Genomic DNA, 18,561 nt, shown 5'->3' with positions numbered 1-18,561 from the left:
TGGCCCGGTCACTGAGCTTGTCGAAGTGCACCCTTCGACAAGCTCAGGGACCAGGCACGGAACGCCGGACTCAGGCGTTCTCTGCGCCGAGGAGCGCCGCCGCAGCGCGAGCGGTGTAGACGGCGTCGTCGAGATCGTCCGACGCCACGTTGACGTGCCCGACCTTGCGTCCAGGACGCGGCTCCTTGCCGTAGGTGTGGACCTTCGCGGACGGGTGCTCGGCCATCACGGCGCCGAAACGGTCATCGAGCGATTCGCCCACTGGACCGCCAAGCACGTTGACCATCACGGTCCAGTCCTGGTGCGACCCCGTCCACCCGAGCGGCAGATCCAGCACGGCCCGCAGGTGCTGCTCGAACTGACTCGTCACGCTGCCGTTCTGCGTCCAGTGACCGCTGTTGTGCGGTCGCATCGCGAGCTCGTTGATGAGCAGGCGGTCATCGGTCGTCTCGAAGAGTTCGACGGCCAGCACGCCGGTGACGCCCAGCTCGGTCGCGATCGTCGATGCGATCTCGCCGGCGACGTCCGCGAGGCGACCGGCCGAGTGCGGAGCGGGTGCGATGACCTCGCTGCACACACCGTCCCGCTGCACCGTCTCCACCACTGGCCACGGAACGACCTCGCCGGAGGGGCGGCGCGCGACGAGCTGCGCGAGCTCCCGGCGGAACGACACGAGCTCCTCGACCAGCAAGGAACCGCCGTTGGCGTCCTCGGACAGCGCGGTGAACCAATCGGCCACCTCGTCCGCACCGGAGACCACACGGACGCCCTTGCCGTCGTATCCGCCACGCGGTGTCTTGACGACGCCACGACCGCCGTGCGCATCGAGGAAGACCTGCAGCTCGGCGGCATCGGACACGCGCGCCCAGTCGGGCACGGGAAGGCCGAGCTCGGTGAGGCGTTCACGCATGAGGAGCTTGTCCTGCGCGACGGCGAGCGCATCCGGCCCCGGGTGCACGTGCACGCCGGCGTCGACGAGCGCGTGCAGCACCGCCTGCGGGACGTGCTCGTGATCGAAGGTGATCACGTCGACGGTCTTCGCGAACGCGAGCACGGTCGCCGCGTCCCGGTAGTCGCCGACCTCGACGGCCGCGAGCTTGGCCGACATGCCCTCCTGCTCGGCGAGCACCCGGATGTCGACGCCGAGGTCGACCGCAGCGGGTATCATCATTCGAGCGAGTTGGCCGCCGCCGATCACTCCGACACGGATGCTCATGGGTTCTCCAGATTCATTCAGACGCGGCATGCGATTCGGGCGGGAAACTCCCAGGGTCGCGCGTCACACTTTTCGCGGCACAGTTTCTTCAATTCCTTCTGAGCCTTCGCGCTTCTATCATCGCTCATCGAACGGAGACCTGCATGTCGGGGGTTCTGCAACCGGGTTCTCGCTGGCGACGGTTCATCGTCCAGGTCGCGCAGTTCGGTGCCGTCGGCGCAGCCGGGTTCCTCGTCGATCTCACGGTCTTCAACGCGTTGCGCCTGACGGTGTTCGCCCCGGAGCACGTCGCGGCCGGTCCGCTGCTCGCGAAGGTCGTCTCGACGGTGCTCGCCATCATCACGAACTGGCTCGGCAACCGGTACTGGACCTTCTCCAAGGAACGCCAGTCGAGCACCGTGCGCGAGGGCATCGAATTCTTCGCCGTGAGCTTCGCTGGCATGGCCATCGGCCTGTTCTGCCTGTGGGTCTCCCACTATGTGCTCGGTTACAAGTCGGTCGTGGCCGACAACATCGCGTCGAACGTCGTCGGGCTCGCGCTCGGCACCATCTTCCGGTTCGTGCTGTACCGCTATTGGGTCTTCTCCCCCACGCGTCAGGCGGCTCGTGCGCAGACGGCTCCGACGCTCTCGACCGGTTCGACCTCCGTCATGGACGCCGGTACCGCCCGCTGACGTCCGCGCCGCTGACGCCGGTTCCGCCCGCTAACCGCCGCGCCGCTGACGTCGGTGCCGCTGCGCGCCGCGTCGCGCGCCGCGCCAGTCCAGATATCGGCGGACTGTTCGCAATTCAGGTAAGCCACCGGCGTGTTGCGTCCCCTCGGCCCGTTTCCGGGCGACACGCCGAGGTCGCTCCTGAATTGCGAACGGACTGACGGGCTGCAGCCGGGGCGGGAGCGCGCTGGCCGGCGGCGCAGCACGCGCGGTAGCGCAACGCAGAACGCCCCGACACACACGACCGAAGCCGTGGTGCCGGGGCGTTCCAGGTTGCGAACAGTCGACCGCACCGACCCGATGCGGCACGGCCGGCAGATCAGCGAGGGCCCGATCGGTGGCGGCCCCTCAGCCGCCACCGATCAGCACCGTCAACCGATCTGCTGCTCGCGGTTCCGACGCCGGCGGATGAGGAATCCGCCGCTGAGGGCAGCACCGCCCAGGACCAGCAGGGCGATGGCGATGATGGTGCCGGCTTCGACACCCTGCGCACCCGTGGAGTTGAGGATGCCGTCATAGCCGCCAGGACGAACCGGGACGTCTCCGCCACCCGTCGACGGGTCGGGCAGCTTGGCGACGATCGAGAGCGGCGCGCTCGCGTTCGCCCCTGACGTCAGCCCGGTGACCTCGATGGTGTGGTCGCCGACCGGAGCAGTGTCCGGGATGGTGACCCGCGCCTCGAAGACGCCGTCCCCGTTGGCCTCGAACTCGCCGAGGGTGACGGGCTCGGAGTGGAGCACCACCTGGACCTGCTCACCAGCTGCGAAGCCGGTGCCACTCAGCGTGAGCGAGTCGCCTGGGCGAACCGTTCCCGCCGACAGCGTCACACTCGGGTCGAGTTCCGGCGGCGTCACCTTCGTGAGCACCCGGATCGACGCGTGTGCCGGCGTCGCGGACGTCGCACCCGTTGCGGAGAGCGGGTACTCGCCGTCTGCGGCGTTCGCCGGAACGGTGATCGGCGTGCTGAACGCGCCGTCGCCGTCCGTCGTGACCTGGCCGGTGGCGGCCGGGTCGCTCTGCAGCGTGAGGTCGACGACCTCGTTCGCGGCGAAGCCGGATCCCGTGACCGTGACCGCGGTCCCAGGAGCGACCGCTGCACCGTCGACCGCGATCTGCGGCGTGTAGGTGATCGGATCCGTCACCGCGACGGTGGTCGTGGTGGCGATGCTGCGCTCCGTGTCGTCCGCGGTGACGGTCACCGTGTAGGTGCCCGCCTTCGCGTAGACGTGGGTTCCGGCGATGTCCGCACCGGCTTCTGCGGTCGTGACGGCACCCGTGGTGGTCGCCGTCCCGTCGCCCCAGTTGACGGTCGCCGTGTAGGCGCCGACGCCACCAGTGACGGTCGCGAGCTCACTCGTGAACTCCACTCCCGAGACCTGGTCCGCGACCGAGCTGCCCTCGGCGGTGAAGGGCGCCGGAGCGACCCTGACACCGTTCGAGGCGATGGCGAAGACGTGGATGCGGCCCTCGCTCTTCGGCGTTCCCGGCTGCTTCGGCAGCTTCAACGAGACAGCCGTCTTGCCCTCGGGGAGCGTGATCGGCGTCGTCGAGTAGATCGCGGCGAGCACGTTGTCGCTGCCCGTCGCACCGGCGAGACGTCCCTGGGACTTCCCGACCACGATGTTGCCGAACTGCTGGTTCGTGGCGCCTCCGGTCCAGTCGCCGAAGTTGATGTCGATCTCCTGGGTGGACCCGTCGGAGAACGTCAGCACCCCCTTCGACTGCTGGTGCTTCTCGGTGCCCGTTCCGATGATCGACAGCTGGGTCGCTCCCTGGCCGAGGTTCAGGCTGAGGGTCTGACCGCTGCCCATCGCGTTGTCCGGCTGGCCCGGGGCGATCTGCGGGAGGTCGAACGTCAGCTCGGTGCCTGGGACGGCGACCGTGGTGCCCTGCGTGAAGCCGGTCGAAGCGAGCTTCGAACGGTCGAACGCGTAGTTGAGCTGGTCGCAGTTCCCGACGAGGCCCGGGTCGCTGATGCACACGCTGTCGAACGCGGCCGTGAGGCTCTGGTTCTTGGCGATCGCGATCGTCGCGAGGGCGGTGGCCTGAGCCGTGCCTTCCGTGACGGTCACCTGTGCGTTGTACGTCCCGGCATCCGCGAAGGTGTGCGGCGCCGCAATCGTCCAACCGCCGAGCGGCGACTTGGTGACGGCCGCCTGGACCGGACCGTTGCCGTCGAAGTAATCGACGGTCGCCGCGTAGTCGGACGCCTTGTCCGACTTCCCACCGGAGAGCGATGCGAGCGGTGCGCTCACCTCTGCCCCCGGCGTCCCGGTGACGTTCGGGCTCGCCGTGAGGGCGAACTCGCTCGACTGCTTCGTGGTGTCCGCGAGCAGTTCGAACTCGGCGATCCGCGGTGCGGAGCCATCCGAGCTCTCGGTGACCGCAAGGCGGTAGTACGCGTACGGCACGGCGTCCTTCAGGACGAACGGACGCGTCTGCGTCGCCCAGGTGAACGTCTGGCCGCTGCGCTCGTCGACCGGGAGCCAGGTCTTGCCGTCGGCAGAACCCTCGAGCTTCCAAGCGGACGGTGCAGCGCCGGACGGACCGTTCGTGATCGTGTACGACGCGACGGCGACGGGACCTGCCGCGGATGCCCACTGCACGGTCGGCGTTGCGGAGTTGAACGTCACGACGGATCGCGAGTTGTCGTCGGTCAGCGCCTTGAGGTCGGTTCCGTCATCAGACGTGACGGCACCGAATGTCGGCTTCGTCGCATCGACGTACGGGACGCGGGGCCCCTCGGTGGAGGTCCGCTCGCCCCACGACGACGGCTTGGAGCCGAGGTCGAAGTCGAGCGTACCGCCGGTGCGCATGATGTCCGTGGAGATCGTCGCCTGGTCGAGGGCCTTGCCGTTGAACGACGCCGACTGCACGTAGACGTTCTTCGGCGAGTTCTTCGGGGCGTTGATGACGAGGTCCTTGCCGCCCTTCAGGTGCACGGTCGCCTTGGTGAACAGCGGCGAACCGATGACGTACTCGCCCGATCCGACAGCCTCTGGGTAGAAGCCGAGGGCGGAGAAGACGTGCCAGGCGCTCATCTCGCCGTTGTCCTCATCGCCCGGGTATCCCTGGCCGATGTCGGATCCGACGTAGAGGCGCTGCAGGATCTCACGCGTGATCGCCTGCGTCTTGCTCGGTGCGCCGGCAGCCGCGTACAGGTACGGGATGTGGTGCGATGGCTGGTTGCTCATGCCGAGCTGGCCGAGGCGCACATCGCGTGCCTCCACCATCTCGTGGATGACTCCGCCGTATCCGCCGGGCTTCGTCGCCGTCTCGGGCGTGGCGAAGAACTGGTCGAGTTTCGCGACCAGGCCGTCGGTGCCGCCGTAGAGGGCCGCGAGGCCGTCGATGTCGAACGGTGCGTGGAACGCGAAGTTCCAGCCGTTCGTCTCGGTGAACGCCCCACCCCAGTTCTCGGGGTCGAACTTGTCGGCGCCGACCTCGAAGCTGCCGTCAGAGTTGCGGCCCTGGAAGAACCCGACGGACGGGTCGAACAGGTTGCCGTAGGTCGTCGCACGCTCGAGGAAGTAGGAGGACTCCTCCTTGAGCTGGGCGACGCGCTCGGCCGGGACGGCCGGGTCCTCGGCGAGCTTGGCCGCCATCCGTCCGATGCCGTAGTCGTTCGTCAGGCCTTCGAGGCCCCAGGAGACGGACTCGTGCGTTTCAGCCGGCGTGTAGCCGAGGAAGATCGACTGGTCGAGCCCCTTCCGGCCGACGGCGTTCGACGTCGGGAGCACACTCGCGTTCTTGAGTGCGGCATCGTACGCCTCGAGCGCCGTCTTCGTGTCGATCGCACCGTTCAGGTACGCGTCGGCGAAGGCGACGTCGGAGCTCGTGCCCGTCATGAGGTCCGCGTAGCCGGGCGACGACCAGCGGGCGACCCAACCGGAGTCGCGGTACTGCTGGACGAAACCGTCGACGAGTTCCTGTTCGAGGTCGGGGTAGAGCGCGGAGTACGCGGGCCACACCGTGCGGTAGGTGTCCCAGAATCCGTTGTTGACGTAGATCTTGCCGTCGACGACCTTGGCGTTGGTCGTGGTGGGCGTCGCCGATCCGGTCTGCGGTGCGACGGGGCTCGCGTACTTGTACACGGGCGCCTCGGCGGTGCCGGTGTTCTCGAACTGCGAGTTGGGGTAGAGGTTCATCCGGTAGAGGTTCGAGTACAGCGTCGTGTTCTGCGCTGCGGTCGCGCCTTCGACGGAGATGACGCCGAGGCGATCGTTCCACTGCTTCGTCGCGGCCTGCTGGATGTCTTCGAAGCTGCGGCCAGTGACCTCGAGCGCCAGGTTCTTCTTGGCCTGGTCGAGCGAGATGAACGATGTCGCGATGCGCAGCTGCACGTTCTTGTCACTGAAGCTCGCGAAGCGGGCGTTGGCGCGGTTGCCCGTCGGCGTGCCGACCGACGCCGGCGTCTTGTCGAAGACACCGGTGACGAACATGCGGCTGCGACCGGCGGAGAGTCCGCTGCCGCCGTCGACGTAGCCGGACACGGTGCCGTCGGCTACGACGGTGAGCGACGCGGTGCCTGCGACCTGGTCGAGCAGGACGCTGCCGCCGTTGCCGGGGAACTGGAAGCGGTACACGCCGCCGTGATCGGTCGGCGTGACCTCGGTGATGAGGCCGTTCGTGAACTTCACGCTGTACAGGTCGGGGCGGGCGATCTCGGTGTTGTGGCTGAACTCGAGCGCACGGCTCGTGAGCGTGCCGTTCGGCGTCGCGGAGGTGCCTGGCATCACCGCGAGCTGGTTGCGGTCACCCATCCACGGGCTCGGCTCGTGGGAGATGCCGATGCCCTGCAGCGTGGGCAGGTTGTTCCCGTTGTTGCCCGATGCGTAGTTGTAGAGCCACGAGTCGGTGTTCGCGTTCGTCATGGGGGTGAAGAAGTTGAACCCGTTCGGGACGGCGGTCGCCGGGATGTTGTTGCCACGCGAGAAGCTCGCGCTCGACAGGGTGCCGCGGCGGGTGTCGACGTAGTTGACGAGGCTCGACCCGTCGACCGTCGCGGCCTGGGCGATGCTGACGTCGTCGATCCAGCCGGAGAATCCGGAGCCGGCCTTGCCGCCCGGGTTGTCGTAGGTCAGCAGCACCTTCTGGATGCGGCGGCCTTCGAGCCCGGAGAGGTCGACGTGCACGGAGTTCCACTGGCTCGCGTAGAGCGCCTTCTGGGTGCCCTGCGAGCGCGCGTCGGCTCCGAAGCCGTTCCCGTCGAGGACGCCGTGCTTCGAGAGCCTCGTGCCGTCATCGAGGACGAGGTCGATCGCCGCGTAGGTCGCGGCGTACTGCAGGCCGGATCCGAGCTCGGGGAAGATCTTGTAGCTGAGCTCCTGGCCCTTCGTCACGGGGATGTCGACGTCGAAGAGTTCGTTGGCCGCGATGGCGTCGCCGTCCGCGATGTGCGATCCGCTGTAGCGGAGCGACTTCACGCCGGTGAAGCCTGCGGTGGACTTCATGTTGTAGCCGGAGACGGGACCGGCGCCCACCTGCGTGGTGATGGGGGTGGCAGGCGGCAGTGTGTTCGATCCGTCGAGGATCTCCCAGTCCGCGAGCTGCACGAGGGTGCCGCTGCCGACGGCGAGCACGTTGAGGCGGTACCAGGAGTACGCGGTCTCGTTCGCTGCGGTGTAGGAGTTCGTGGTCTTGCGGTCGGCGAAGGTCTGGCCGTTCTGCGCGTCGATCGTCACCCAGTCGGTGCCGTTCTGCGAACCCTGCAGTTGGAAGTCGCGCGGGTCGCGGCTGGGGGCGTCGTCCGCGGAGGTCAGCTTGTAGGCGCGCACGGTCTGCGGGCTGCTGAGGTGGTAGGCGACCCAGCCGGTGCCGGAGAAGGCGAGCCACTTGGTGCTCGGGTTGCCGTCTGCGAGGTTGGCTGCGACCTCGTTCGGCGTGTTCTGGGCGCTCGCGGTGACGTTGTCGACGCTGCCGAGCAGGCTGCCTGCTCCGAAACGCGAACCGGTGACGTTGGTCTGGGTGCCGAACGGCTTGCTCGTGGCCGACTGAGGGTCGGCGCTTTCGAACGAGGACCAGAACGTCGCGTCGGAGGCGGCGTGCGCCGGAGCGGCGACGACGAGTCCCGTCGCTGCGGCTGACGCCGCGACGACGAGTGCGAGAAGCGCCCTCGGACGCTTCAGACGGGGTGGTGCCGGCCGCGGGGCTGCGGCCGTCGACGACAGTGTCAACTGGACTCCAAATCTCAGAGGTGGGGGTCGCAGCGCCGTGTGTGACAGCGCTGTCATAGTGTGTATCTTGGCGATGTGGCAATCTCCTGTCAAGCCAACGTTCATCGGATAACTGATTCCGATGCGGCACCACAGGGCAATCGAACCGAATGGAGCACCGTGGACGGCAGCACTGAACCGCGCGCGGCCGTCACCCTGCAGGCGGTCGCCGATCAGGCCGGTGTCAGCCTCAAGACGGCCTCACGCGCCATCAACGGCGAACAGTACGTCCGCCAGGAGACTCGTGATCGGGTGCTCGACGCCGCGGCCCTCCTCGGATTCCAGCTCAACACGATGGCGAGCCTGCTCGCCCGGGGCATCACCTCCAACACGGTCGGGCTCGTGACCGGCGACCTCGCCAACCCGTTCTACGCCGCGCTCGCGAAGGGCGTCGAGGACGAGATCCGCGGCAAGGGGCTGCAGCTCACGCTCGCGAGCTCGGACGAGTCGGCCGACACCGAGCGCGCGCTCGTCCAGGAACTCGCCCATCGGCAGGTCAAGGCGATCATCGTCGTCTCGGCGATGGACGCGCACGGCGAGTACCGCTCACTCCAGGAACGCGGCATCCCTGTGGTGTTCGTCGACCGAGCTGCTGCGGACATCGCCGCCGACTCTGTGGTGTTCGACAACCGCGGTGGGAGTCGGACGGCTGCCGCGCACCTGCTCGGGGTCGGACATCGGCGGGTCGCGTTCCTCGGGGACTACGAGTGGCTGCCCACCTACCGCGAGCGCCTCGCGGGCTTCGCGGAGGCGATGGACGGCTCCGGCGTCGACGACTGGCGCACCCTCGTCCGGGACGGGGCCCACGACGTCACCACCGCGTGCGCCCTCACGGAGGCGCTCCTCGATCTCCCGCACCCCCCGACCGCCGTCTTCGCGAGCAACAACCGTGCCACGATCGGGGCGTTGCAGGCGTTCGGTCGGCGCCGGCTCTCCCCGCAGCCCGCGCTCATCGGCTTCGACGATTTCGACCTCGCGGAGTTCATCGGCGTGACCGTCGTCGCGAACGATCCGGTCGAGATGGGTCGGCGTGCGGCATCGCTCGCGCTCGCGCACCTCGCATCGCGCGGCATCGAACCAGAGACCTACGTCCTGCCCGCGACGCTCATCGTGCGCGGGTCGGGCGAGCGTCCGCCGGTGTGACGGATGTGACGGGTTGCCGCAACGGTCCGGACGAGGTGCGCGCCGACCGGGGTGAGGCTGCCAGCTAGGACCGGTAGCCCTGGTCGGCGCTCGTCTCCGCACCGAATCCAGCAGCGCCGAATCCGGGCGCGACGGAACCCGGCGCACCGAATCCCGGTCCGCCGAGGCCGGCCGTCGGCATCGAGGACGAGCCGCCCGGGTAGGGGGCGACGACGCTCTGGTTCTCGGCGACGAGCTCGTGGAGCGCATCCTGCACGAGCGATGCCGATGGCACGTCTCGCAGGACGACGGGCAGCTCACCGCCGGAGGTGACGCGGACGTTGCCGCTGCGGAACGCACTCTGCGCCCAGCTGCGGTGCACCGTGATCCCGTAGCCGCGCGCGTGATACAGCTCCTGGCGGACCCGCACGAAGAATCCTCGGCGCACGATGAGGCGACGGGTCGTGATGACGTACCTCGTCGACATCCAGCTGATGAACGGCGCGACGGAAGCCAGCAGGACGAGGACAGCGCCCGCGATGAGCAGCGTCCAGTTCTGCCACGCCTCGGGGAACGTGCCGAAGAAGTAGGCGACGACACCGGGCACGGCGATGAGCACGAGCGCCGGGAGGAACAGCCTCCTGGCATGCGGACGCAGGCGCGCGACCACTCGTTCGGTCGCCGCCGCAGGAGGGGCCGGCCTGTCCGGCCCCGTCACGCCGGGATCAGCCATGCTCCCATTCATACCATTCCGGCCGGGGACTCGCCCGATGCCACCCCGACATCGGAGAACCCGTGGTCACGGATGTGGTCGGCCAGCGGCCCCTGAGCCTGTCGAAGGGCGGGTGCCCCGGTCCCTGAGCCTGTCGAAGGGCGCACTTCGACAAGCTCAGTGACCGGACAACGGGGTACAGCTCAGTGACCGGGCAACCGGCTACAGCTCAGCGACCGGACCTCAACGCCCTCCCGCTGGGCGCACGTGCGTGACGTCGCCGGCGGAGACCGTGTGCAGGACGCCCGCCCCATCGCGGACGACCATCTGACCGAGCGCATCGATCGACTCGGCCGTGCCGGTCAGGAACACCCCACCGGGCAGCTCGACCCGCACCGCCGTCCCGATGGTCACGCACGCGGAGACGACCTCGTCGCGCAGTCCGCTCGCGACCGCATCACCCTCCGCAGCGACATACGCCGTGTACAGCTCGCGGAACGCGCCGAGATAGCCGGACACGACCGCATCGGGGTCGGGGTCTGCGATGCCCGAGAGCGCGAGCGACGTCGACCAGTCGGTGGGCAGCTGCTCCCGCGTCTGTCGGAGATTGATTCCGGTGCCGACGATCGCCCCGGTCGCCCCCGGAAGCAGCTCGGAGAGGATGCCCGAGACCTTCTTCCCCTCGACGAGGACGTCGTTCGGCCATTTCACGCCGGAGGACAGTCCGAGCCCGGCGAGCGCCCGATGCAACGCAGCCCCCGCCAGCAGCGGGATCCACCCGTACCCGGCGATCCCGAGCGGTTCACCGGACGGCGTGACCGGTCGCAGCAGCAACGACACGGCGACCGACGCCCCGGCCGGCACGACCCACGGACGACCGAGCCGTCCTCGGCCACCGCGCTGGTCATCGGTCACGACCACGGAGAAGTCCGGCCAGTCTGCGGCGTCCTCCCCCGTCGCCCGTGCAACGAGTTCGTCGTTGGTGGACCCTGCGTACTCCAGGATTTCGAGGCGGGAGACGACATCGGCGGTGCGCGACAAGTGCATGGCATCAGCCTAACCAGCGGGTTCGGCGCGGCCGGCCCCGCACGGACGGGCTGTTGTGGAGGGTGGACAACGCATCCGGCACCGGATTGTGCTCCGTCGTCAACGGGACGGATGCGGGGGCTGGCGGTAAGGTGAAACGGTGACCGACGAAACCACCCCCGGCCCAGACCTCTACACGACTGCTGGCAAGCTCGCCGACCTCAAAGCGCGCTACCACGAGGCGGTGACGGCGAGTGGCGAGACGGCCATCGCCAAGCAGCACGCCAAGGGCAAGATGACGGCCAGGGAGCGCATCGAGCAGCTCCTCGACCACGGCAGCTTCGTGGAGCTCGACGAGTTCGTCCGTCACCGCACCACAGCGTTCGGCATGGACCGCTCGCGCCCATACGGCGACGCCGTCGTCACGGGCACCGGCACGATCCACGGCCGACAGGTCGCCGTGTACTCGCAGGACTTCACGATCTTCGGCGGTTCGCTCGGCGAGGTCGCCGGCGAGAAGATCATCAAGGTCATGGATCTCGCACTGAAGACGGGTGTGCCCATCATCGGCATGCTCGACTCCGGCGGAGCCCGCATCCAGGAGGGCGTCGTCGCCCTCGGCAAGTACGGCGAGATCTTCCGCCGCAACACGCAGGCCTCCGGGGTCATCCCGCAGATCTCCATCATCATGGGACCGGCCGCCGGCGGCGCCGTGTACTCCCCGGCACTCACCGACTTCGTCATCATGGTCGACAAGACCAGCCAGATGTTCGTCACGGGCCCTGACGTCATCAAGACCGTCACGGGCGAGGACGTCGGCATGGAGGAGCTGGGCGGCGCGCACACGCACAACACCCGCTCCGGGGTCGCCCACTACCTCGCGAGCGACGAGCCGGACGCGCTCGACTACGCCCGCACCCTCGTGAGCTTCCTCCCGGACAACAACCTCGCAGAGGCGACCGTCTACCCCACAGAGGTCGAACTCGAGACCACGGACGAGGACCGAAAGCTCAACACCCTCATCCCCGACTCGGCGAACCAGCCCTACGACGTCAAGACGGTCATCGAGCACGTCGTGGACGACGGGGACTTCCTCGAGGTGCAGCCGCTCTTCGCACCCAACATCGTCATCGGGTTCGCCCGGGTCGAGGGCCGCTCGGTCGGCGTGATCGCGAACCAGCCCTCGCAGATGGCAGGGACACTCAACATCGAGGCGGGCGAGAAGGCCAGTCGCTTCGTGCGGTTCTGCGATGCGTTCAGCATCCCGATCCTCACCCTCGTGGACGTGCCGGGGTACCTGCCGGGCACCGACCAGGAGTGGACGGGCGTCATCCGCCGCGGCGCGAAGCTCCTGTACGCGTACGCGGAGGCCACCGTGCCGCTCGTGACCGTCATCCTGCGCAAGGCGTACGGCGGGGCGTACATCGTGATGGGGTCCAAGCAGTTGGGCGCCGACATCAACCTCGCGTGGCCGACGGCCGAGATCGCGGTGATGGGCGGCCAGGGCGCCGTCAACATCCTCTACCGGGGCGAGATCAAGCGTGCCGAGGAAGCCGGCGAGGACGTCGCCGCCGTGCGCACGAAACTCGCGAACGAGTACACCTACAACGTGGCCAGCCCGTTCCTCGCGGCGGAGCGCGGCGAGCTGGACGGCGTCATCGAGCCGGCCGCGACGCGCGTCGCCGTTGTGAAGGCGCTGCGCGCGCTCCGCACGAAGCGCGCGAGCCTGCCGGCGAAGAAGCACGGGAACATCCCGCTGTGACCGAGCAGGCTGCGACTGAGACGTTCGACATCCGGGTCGTGCGCGGGGCGCCGACGGATGAGGAGATCGCTGCGTTGACGGCCGTCCTGACCGCCGTCGTCTCGCAGGGTGCTGTCGATGACTCTGCGCGCGACGTCGTCGGCCAGACCAGGTGGCAGCGGAGCCAGCGTCAGTTGCGGACGCCGCTCGTGCCGGGTCCCGGCCGGTGGGTCGGCTACGGCTCCTGAGTCGACACCGTCCGTTAACCGACAGTTGTTGACGTGTCCTCCATAGTGCCGACTGTTGGGGTTACCCCTAATCGGGCAGTATCTATATCGACAGGTGTGCCTCATTGAGCCACACCACCAGCTCTCGCTCCATCTAGGGTAAGCGGGTGGGAGTTTGGGGGGCGGGTCAGAGTGGTATTCGGGTTATTGCTCTGGCCCACGAACGTCCAAGAGGGCCGGCATCGGGTGCCGGCCCTCTCTTCGTTTAACCCGCGCCTACGGCCACCCTCTTCAGCCCGCGAACGGTCACTCGTGGCTGCTCTGGCTGCCGTCTATCCGGCCACGACTGTCAGCTCACGAGCCGGCAGTTCTGGCTGGTTCGGCTGGGCTGGAAGCCGCCACGAGTGACAGTTCGCGGGCAGGGCTAGCGGGCGGAGGCGGCGTGGTTGGGGACGCCCTGGTCTCCCCCGCGCGGGATCTCCAGCCACAGCTCGAGTTCCTCGGCATCGTCATCGTCGTCCGCCGAGGCGTCCGGCTCCGGTGACGCCGGCTTCAGACCGACGACCGTCACCGCGACCCGCTCGTCGTCAGGGACGCTGCGCACGATGAGCCGCGATGCGCGCGAGGTCGACAGCGCTGCGGCGAGCTGATCGAGGATCCCGGCCAGCTGCTCCGGCTCCAACTCGTCAAGGCCGCCCTCATCGAGCATGTTCACCACCGCACCGCGTCGACGGGCCGCGAGGACCTCCTGCCGCACGGCGTCGTTCAGCAGGTGCCGCCCGCGGATCTCGTCCCGCAGGCTCGCTTCGAGCGTCCGGCACTCCGTCCGGTCCGCGGCGGACAACCGGCCGTTGGCCGCGATGATCGTCCGCAGCATGGGCGTCGCGAGACGGCCCGTCTGACTCAGCCGGCGACGACGCTCGTGCACGTGCGCGTACTGCGCGGCTTGCCAGTCAGAGGTGGCGTGCTCCGCTTCCGTGAGCCGTTCCGCATCGTGCCTGGCCCCTGCGATCGACCTGGTCAGCACACTCGCGAGCACCACCCAGATGATGCTGCCGCTCAACCCCATCCCGAATGCGAGCCCGGGCCCAGCCCACACGATGGACTGCACGGACAGGAAGATGATGCCGAGATAGGCGACCAGCTCCCTCTGCCGGACGACCGTGATCGTCATGAGCGTGCCGATCGATGCGACGTGCCAGGTGGCGTACCCGTTGTTGAGCGTCGGATCCAGCTGACTCGTCACGAGCAGCGGGACGACGATCGCGGTCGCCAGGTTGAAGCTCGCGAGCCACGGTGGGAGCCTCGTGCTCTTGCTCGGCCAGAGGCTGAGGATGCTCGCTGCGGCGTAGACGACCATCGCGATGATGACGGGCCACGCCATCCGCGGCGTCTCGAGCGTGAGCGCCGCCCGCAGCAGGTGGTAGCCGGAGAAGAGCGCCGCAAGGATGACGAGCGCGTACCGGGGGGCCGGGGTCACGAGTGCACCTCCGGGGACCATTCGATCGTGATCACGGCGCCGCTCCCCGGGCTGGAGTCGACCGTGGTGTGCCCGCCGACGCCCGCGACCCGCTCGACGATCGAGACCTTGAGGCCGAGGCGCTCCTCCGCGACCTGCGTCGGATCGAAGCCGACGCCGTCATCGGCGATCACGACCCGGACGCCGCCAGTGGCGATGCCCTCGATGTGCAGGGTGCGCAGGACGCCATCACCGGCGTGCTCGACGCTGTTGACCATCGCCTGCACCGTCGCCCAGTAGATCGCGTTGGCGACGGAGAGCGGGAGGACGCGCCCTGAGGCGCCCTCGACCGTGACCGTGTACGGCTCGCCGATCATGGAGACGGCGACCTGGATCCGGTCGATGAGCTCCGCGAGCCCCGTGACCTCGTCCTCGCTCGTCATGGGCGCCCCGACGCCTTCGAGCTGCTCGATCGCCACGCGGGCCATGCCCACGGCGAGAGCCTCCGACTCCGGACTCGCTGCACGATCGGCCGCGAGGAGCGATGCGAGCACGCTGTCGTGGACGATCGAGTCGACCTCAACGCGCTCCACCTCCGTCGCGTGTTGCTTGACGGCGGCATCGTAGGTCGCGAGCGCGGCGGCCCGTGCGACATCGACTCGGCTGGCGAGGGTCCGGAAGAGGCTCACGAGGACCACGATGAGACCGCTGATGATCATGGCGTAGGAGGCGTCGAGCGCCCCGATCTGCCAGGAGGGTTCCGCGAAGTCCGCGTCGACGATGCGGTTGACGCCGTAGATCACCGAGGTGATGACGGTGTACGCGATGGCGGCGCGCAGCGGGATGGCGACGACGGCGAACGCCGCCGCGATCGAGCACAGGTACCAGATCCACGGCTCCTGGTTGACATCGCGCGGGACGTCGTCGCTCACGAGCGGCCAGATCACGAGCGCGACGAAGAACACCGCCGCGAAGACCAGTGCAGCACCTCGGTGGTGCCACAGGAAGAAGCTGCACACGATGGCGACGAACAGCGTCCCGAAGACAGCCGTCACGTAGACGATCCCGAGCCACCCGTCGATCTGAGTGCCCTGCCCGACGGCCGTCAAGGCCGTCTGGAGTCCGAAGACCGTGCCGATGAGGGCGACGGAACGACCGAGGAGGCGTTCGAAGTTCGCCGTGTTCAGCATCCGGCGCTGGACCTGGGCATCCTTCCCGCTCTCGCGGATCGCAGGATGCCGGTCCGGACCCCGGAGGCTAGGAGACATCCGTCCCGCCCTGGTCGAGGCCAGGGAGGATGCCGTCTTCGACGGCGCGACGCAGCAGGTCGACCTTCGTGGGCGCCGGGCGACCGACCTCCACGTACTTGACCCGGATGCGGTCGATGTGTTCGCGCGCCGTCGAGTACGCGATGCCGAGCTGGCTCGCGACGGTCTTGAGCGGCAGGCCCGACGCGTACAGGTGGAGCACATCGCGCTCTCGGCGGCCCAGCTGAGCCCTCGCGAAATCGCTGTCGGCATCGATTGCACTGGCCCACTCGAGGTTGTTCAGCACTTCGCCGCGGGCCACGGTTCCGATGGCGGAGATGACCGTGTCGGTCGGGGAGGATTTCGGGATGACCCCGGATGCCCCGGCGGCGAGCGCCTCGCGGACGAGCGCGACGCGGTCTGCGATCGAGTGGATGAGGACGTGCGCCCCGGTCGCCTGTGCGGCGTGGATGTTGCTCGTCGGCGTGCTGCCGTCCGAGAGGGAGAGGTCGAGGACGACGACGTCTGCGACGGTCCCGCCGAGCTCCGCGATGCATTCTGCAACCGTCGGCGCGCTGGCGATCACCTCGTAGCCGGCGTGCGCGCACACGGCTGCGATTCCGAGTCGAACGGACTCATGGTCATCAATGATCGCGACAGTCACCACGGGTCCATCGTAGCGGCGCAGCGCTGTCCAACGTGTGACGTGGAGGGCGTGAGTCGTCCAGTGACCGTTCCGGGTGCGTCCCGGATGCCTTCCGGCGACCTGCGGAGAGGCCACCGGCGGCACCCGGGAGGAGTTCGGTTCGTACGCGGTGAGCGTCCGGTGATCGCCCGGTGAGCGTCCGGTCCGTGCCCGGTCCGCGTCCGGGAGCCGTTCAGCCCGCGATGGGGGTGAACGTCGCGACGGACTCCAGGTGGTGCGTGTTGGGGAACAGGTCGTACCCGCGCAGGCCGCCCAGCTCGTAGCCGCCCTCACGGAACAGTGCGATGTCGCGGGCGAGCGCGACGGGGTCGCAGGCGACGTAGACGATGCTCGCCGGACGCAGTTCACTCAGCATCGCGACGACCTCGCGGCCGGCGCCTGAGCGGGGCGGGTCGAGGACGACGGTCGCCTTGGCGTACCTGGCGCGGTCGGTCGCGGAACCGTTCTGCAGCTCGCGGCGCAGGAACGCGTCGACGCGCGCGGTGATCGCCTGGGCGCCGACCCACTCCGCGAGGTTCTCGCCGGCGTACTCCGTTGCGCGCTCATCGCTCTCGACGGTCACGATGCGCGTTGTGGAGCCGAATCGGTCGCCGACTGCGGCGGCGAGGAGGCCGACACCGCCGTACAGGTCGAGGTTCGCAGCGCGAGGGTCGAACACGGCGTCGTCGATCGCATCGATGACGGCCGTCTGCAGCGTGGTCGCCGCCGAGCGGTGCACCTGCCAGAACCCGCCCGCGTCGACGAGGAACTCGCGGTCGCCGACGCGCTCGCGGATGGGGTCGGCTGCCGGGCGAGCCGGGCGTCCCTTGCGGCGCCGGCCCGGCGCATCGGTGTTGTCGTCCGTCCGGCTGAGCACCTTGATGCCGCCCGTGGAGGGGGCGACGATGTCGACGGACGTCGTCTTGTACGGGAGGCCGTCGAGCGCGGCGGTGGCCGCCTTGGCCACGTTCTCGACGGCGAGCGGGAGGTCGGTCACTGGGATCACCCGGTGCGATCGCGCGGCGTACGGTCCGACATTGCCGTCGGCGTCGACGTGCAGCGAGACGCGGGTGCGCCACCGGGTGCCGTCGGCGGTCTCGTCCGCGACGGGCTGCACCTCGAACGGCGTCGCCGTGCCGGTGAAGCGTTCGAGCGCATCGGTCAGGACCTTGTGCTTCAACGCGCGCTGGTGGGCGAGGTCGATGTGACCGAACTCGGCGCCGCCCGCACGGTTCTCCGGGGCCCGGTCGATGGAGGCTTCGGCCCAGACGTGCTCGCGACGGTGCTCCGACGCTTCGAGGACCTCGAGGGTCTCTGCCCGCCAGAAGCGCTTCTCGTTCTCGTCGACGATGCGGGCGCGCACCCGCTCCCCCGGGATCGTGTCGGGGACGAAGACCACCCGGCCTTCCAGCCTGGCGACGAACACCCCACCGTGGGCTACGTTTGAGATCTCTAGTTCAACGGTGCGTGACGAAGGCGTGCTCATGTCTTGAGCATGTCACACGGCGCCCCGCACAGCGAAAGGCCGCCATGCGCCTCACCCTCGCATCGACCTCCCCCGCGCGTCTCGCGCTGCTCCGATCGAGTGGCATCGAGCCGATCATCGTGCCGTCGTCGGTCGACGAGGATGCTGCGGTCGCCGCGGCGGAGGCAGAGTACGGCGGCCCGCTCGGGCCGGCGCGCATCGTCGAACTGCTCGCGAAGGCGAAGGCGGAAGCGTCGCTCGCGGTCGTGCGTGAGCGCGGCGACGACGTCGACCTCATCCTCGGCGGGGACTCCGTGTTCGTCGTGGGCGGCATCGTGCACGGCAAGCCGCACACCCCGGAGCGGGCCAGGGAACGATGGCTCGCCCAGCGCGGCGCCACCGGGACCCTGTACTCGGGGCACTGGCTCATCGACTGCACTGGCGAGGAGCCACGCGCCGTCGGCAGCGTCGCGAGCGCCGATGTGACGTTCGCCGACGACATCGACGACGACGAGATCGATGCCTACATCGCCTCGGGCGAGCCGCTCGCCGTTGCGGGGGCGTTCACGATCGACAGTCTCGGTGCTGCGTTCATCACCCGCATCGACGGGGACCCGAGCACCGTGGTCGGGATGTCGCTCCCGACGCTGCGGCGGCTCGTGCGGTCGTTCGGACACGACTGGCACGCGCTGCGGAATCGAGCAGGGGCGCTGTAACGCTCTAAGTGGCGTCG

13 protein-coding genes are annotated in these 18,561 nt (G+C 68.8%); 5 read left to right on the top strand and 8 right to left on the bottom strand.

The window, feature by feature from the left end; all coding sequences use genetic code 11:
• Positions 1-70 precede the first annotated feature (70 nt).
• Positions 71-1,216 (bottom strand): 5-(carboxyamino)imidazole ribonucleotide synthase, encoded by a 1,146-nt coding sequence (locus tag ACL9RL_RS02100; RefSeq protein ID WP_422778553.1) that lies wholly within the window; start codon positions 1,214-1,216, stop codon positions 71-73.
• Between the two features lie 143 nt (positions 1,217-1,359).
• Here ACL9RL_RS02100 and ACL9RL_RS02095 point away from each other — a divergent pair, with 143 nt between their 5' ends.
• A complete protein-coding gene (locus ACL9RL_RS02095) occupies positions 1,360-1,890 on the top strand; it encodes a GtrA family protein (RefSeq protein ID WP_422778552.1) in 531 nt (176 codons plus the stop codon).
• Positions 1,891-2,300: 410 nt separating this feature from the next.
• Here the strand turns inward: ACL9RL_RS02095 and ACL9RL_RS02090 are convergent, their stop codons facing one another.
• A complete protein-coding gene (locus ACL9RL_RS02090; RefSeq protein ID WP_422778551.1) occupies positions 2,301-8,105 on the bottom strand; it encodes a GH92 family glycosyl hydrolase in 5,805 nt (1,934 codons plus the stop codon).
• Between the two features lie 159 nt (positions 8,106-8,264).
• Between ACL9RL_RS02090 and ACL9RL_RS02085 the strand changes: the two genes are divergently transcribed.
• Positions 8,265-9,287, top strand: a complete 1,023-nt coding sequence (locus tag ACL9RL_RS02085) for a LacI family DNA-binding transcriptional regulator (protein ID WP_422778550.1) — start codon at positions 8,265-8,267, stop codon at positions 9,285-9,287.
• Between the two features lie 64 nt (positions 9,288-9,351).
• Here ACL9RL_RS02085 and ACL9RL_RS02080 read toward each other — a convergent pair whose 3' ends face one another.
• Together ACL9RL_RS02080 and ACL9RL_RS02075 are read right to left on the bottom strand one after the other, a co-directional pair.
• The gene (locus ACL9RL_RS02080; RefSeq protein ID WP_422778549.1) at positions 9,352-9,999 is read right to left on the bottom strand and encodes a PH domain-containing protein; all 648 of its coding nucleotides are present in this window, start codon (positions 9,997-9,999) and stop codon (positions 9,352-9,354) included.
• A gap of 222 nt (positions 10,000-10,221) precedes the next feature.
• Entirely contained in the window at positions 10,222-11,025 is an 804-nt protein-coding gene (locus tag ACL9RL_RS02075) for a biotin--[acetyl-CoA-carboxylase] ligase (RefSeq protein ID WP_422778548.1), read from the bottom strand.
• A 139-nt stretch (positions 11,026-11,164) separates the two neighbouring features.
• Here ACL9RL_RS02075 and ACL9RL_RS02070 point away from each other — a divergent pair, with 139 nt between their 5' ends.
• Positions 11,165-12,766 (top strand): acyl-CoA carboxylase subunit beta, encoded by a 1,602-nt coding sequence (locus ACL9RL_RS02070; protein WP_422778547.1) that lies wholly within the window; start codon positions 11,165-11,167, stop codon positions 12,764-12,766.
• Positions 12,763-12,993 carry an acyl-CoA carboxylase subunit epsilon gene (locus ACL9RL_RS02065; protein ID WP_422778546.1) on the top strand — a complete coding sequence of 77 codons (231 nt, stop codon included), beginning with the start codon at positions 12,763-12,765 and terminating at the stop codon, positions 12,991-12,993. Before ACL9RL_RS02070 ends, ACL9RL_RS02065 begins: the two co-directional genes overlap by 4 nt.
• Positions 12,994-13,396: 403 nt before the next feature.
• Here ACL9RL_RS02065 and ACL9RL_RS02060 read toward each other — a convergent pair whose 3' ends face one another.
• The 4 genes from ACL9RL_RS02060 to ACL9RL_RS02045 form a co-directional block, all read right to left on the bottom strand.
• Positions 13,397-14,452 (bottom strand): hypothetical protein, encoded by a 1,056-nt coding sequence (locus tag ACL9RL_RS02060; RefSeq protein WP_422778545.1) that lies wholly within the window; start codon positions 14,450-14,452, stop codon positions 13,397-13,399.
• The gene (locus ACL9RL_RS02055; protein ID WP_422778544.1) at positions 14,449-15,699 is read right to left on the bottom strand and encodes a sensor histidine kinase; all 1,251 of its coding nucleotides are present in this window, start codon (positions 15,697-15,699) and stop codon (positions 14,449-14,451) included. Before ACL9RL_RS02055 ends, ACL9RL_RS02060 begins: the two co-directional genes overlap by 4 nt.
• A complete protein-coding gene (locus ACL9RL_RS02050; protein ID WP_422778543.1) occupies positions 15,689-16,345 on the bottom strand; it encodes a response regulator in 657 nt (218 codons plus the stop codon). The genes ACL9RL_RS02055 and ACL9RL_RS02050 overlap by 11 nt, the downstream gene beginning before the upstream one ends.
• Before the next feature lie 211 nt (positions 16,346-16,556).
• Positions 16,557-17,849 carry a class I SAM-dependent RNA methyltransferase gene (locus tag ACL9RL_RS02045; protein ID WP_422778542.1) on the bottom strand — a complete coding sequence of 431 codons (1,293 nt, stop codon included), beginning with the start codon at positions 17,847-17,849 and terminating at the stop codon, positions 16,557-16,559.
• A gap of 44 nt (positions 17,850-17,893) precedes the next feature.
• Between ACL9RL_RS02045 and ACL9RL_RS02040 the strand changes: the two genes are divergently transcribed.
• Positions 17,894-18,544, top strand: coding sequence for a Maf family protein (locus tag ACL9RL_RS02040; RefSeq protein WP_422778541.1), 651 nt, complete (start codon positions 17,894-17,896; stop codon positions 18,542-18,544).
• The last annotated feature ends 17 nt before the right edge of the window (positions 18,545-18,561 follow it).

This window comes from Plantibacter sp. Mn2098 (genome assembly GCF_049319745.1).
GTDB lineage: Bacteria > Actinomycetota > Actinomycetes > Actinomycetales > Microbacteriaceae > Plantibacter.
This window is presented reverse-complemented; position numbering and strand designations above follow the sequence as displayed.

Excerpts from the sequence above, each read along its gene's own strand:
- ACL9RL_RS02100 (WP_422778553.1), bottom strand. The coding sequence starts at position 1,216 with ATGAGCATCCGTGTCGGAGTGATCGGCGGCGGCCAACTCGCTCGAATG.
- ACL9RL_RS02095 (WP_422778552.1), top strand. The coding sequence starts at position 1,360 with ATGTCGGGGGTTCTGCAACCGGGTTCTCGCTGGCGACGGTTCATCGTC.
- ACL9RL_RS02080 (WP_422778549.1), bottom strand. The coding sequence starts at position 9,999 with ATGGCTGATCCCGGCGTGACGGGGCCGGACAGGCCGGCCCCTCCTGCG.
- ACL9RL_RS02075 (WP_422778548.1), bottom strand. The coding sequence starts at position 11,025 with ATGCACTTGTCGCGCACCGCCGATGTCGTCTCCCGCCTCGAAATCCTG.
- ACL9RL_RS02055 (WP_422778544.1), bottom strand. The coding sequence starts at position 15,699 with ATGTCTCCTAGCCTCCGGGGTCCGGACCGGCATCCTGCGATCCGCGAG.
- ACL9RL_RS02045 (WP_422778542.1), bottom strand. The coding sequence starts at position 17,849 with ATGAGCACGCCTTCGTCACGCACCGTTGAACTAGAGATCTCAAACGTA.
- ACL9RL_RS02040 (WP_422778541.1), top strand. The coding sequence starts at position 17,894 with ATGCGCCTCACCCTCGCATCGACCTCCCCCGCGCGTCTCGCGCTGCTC.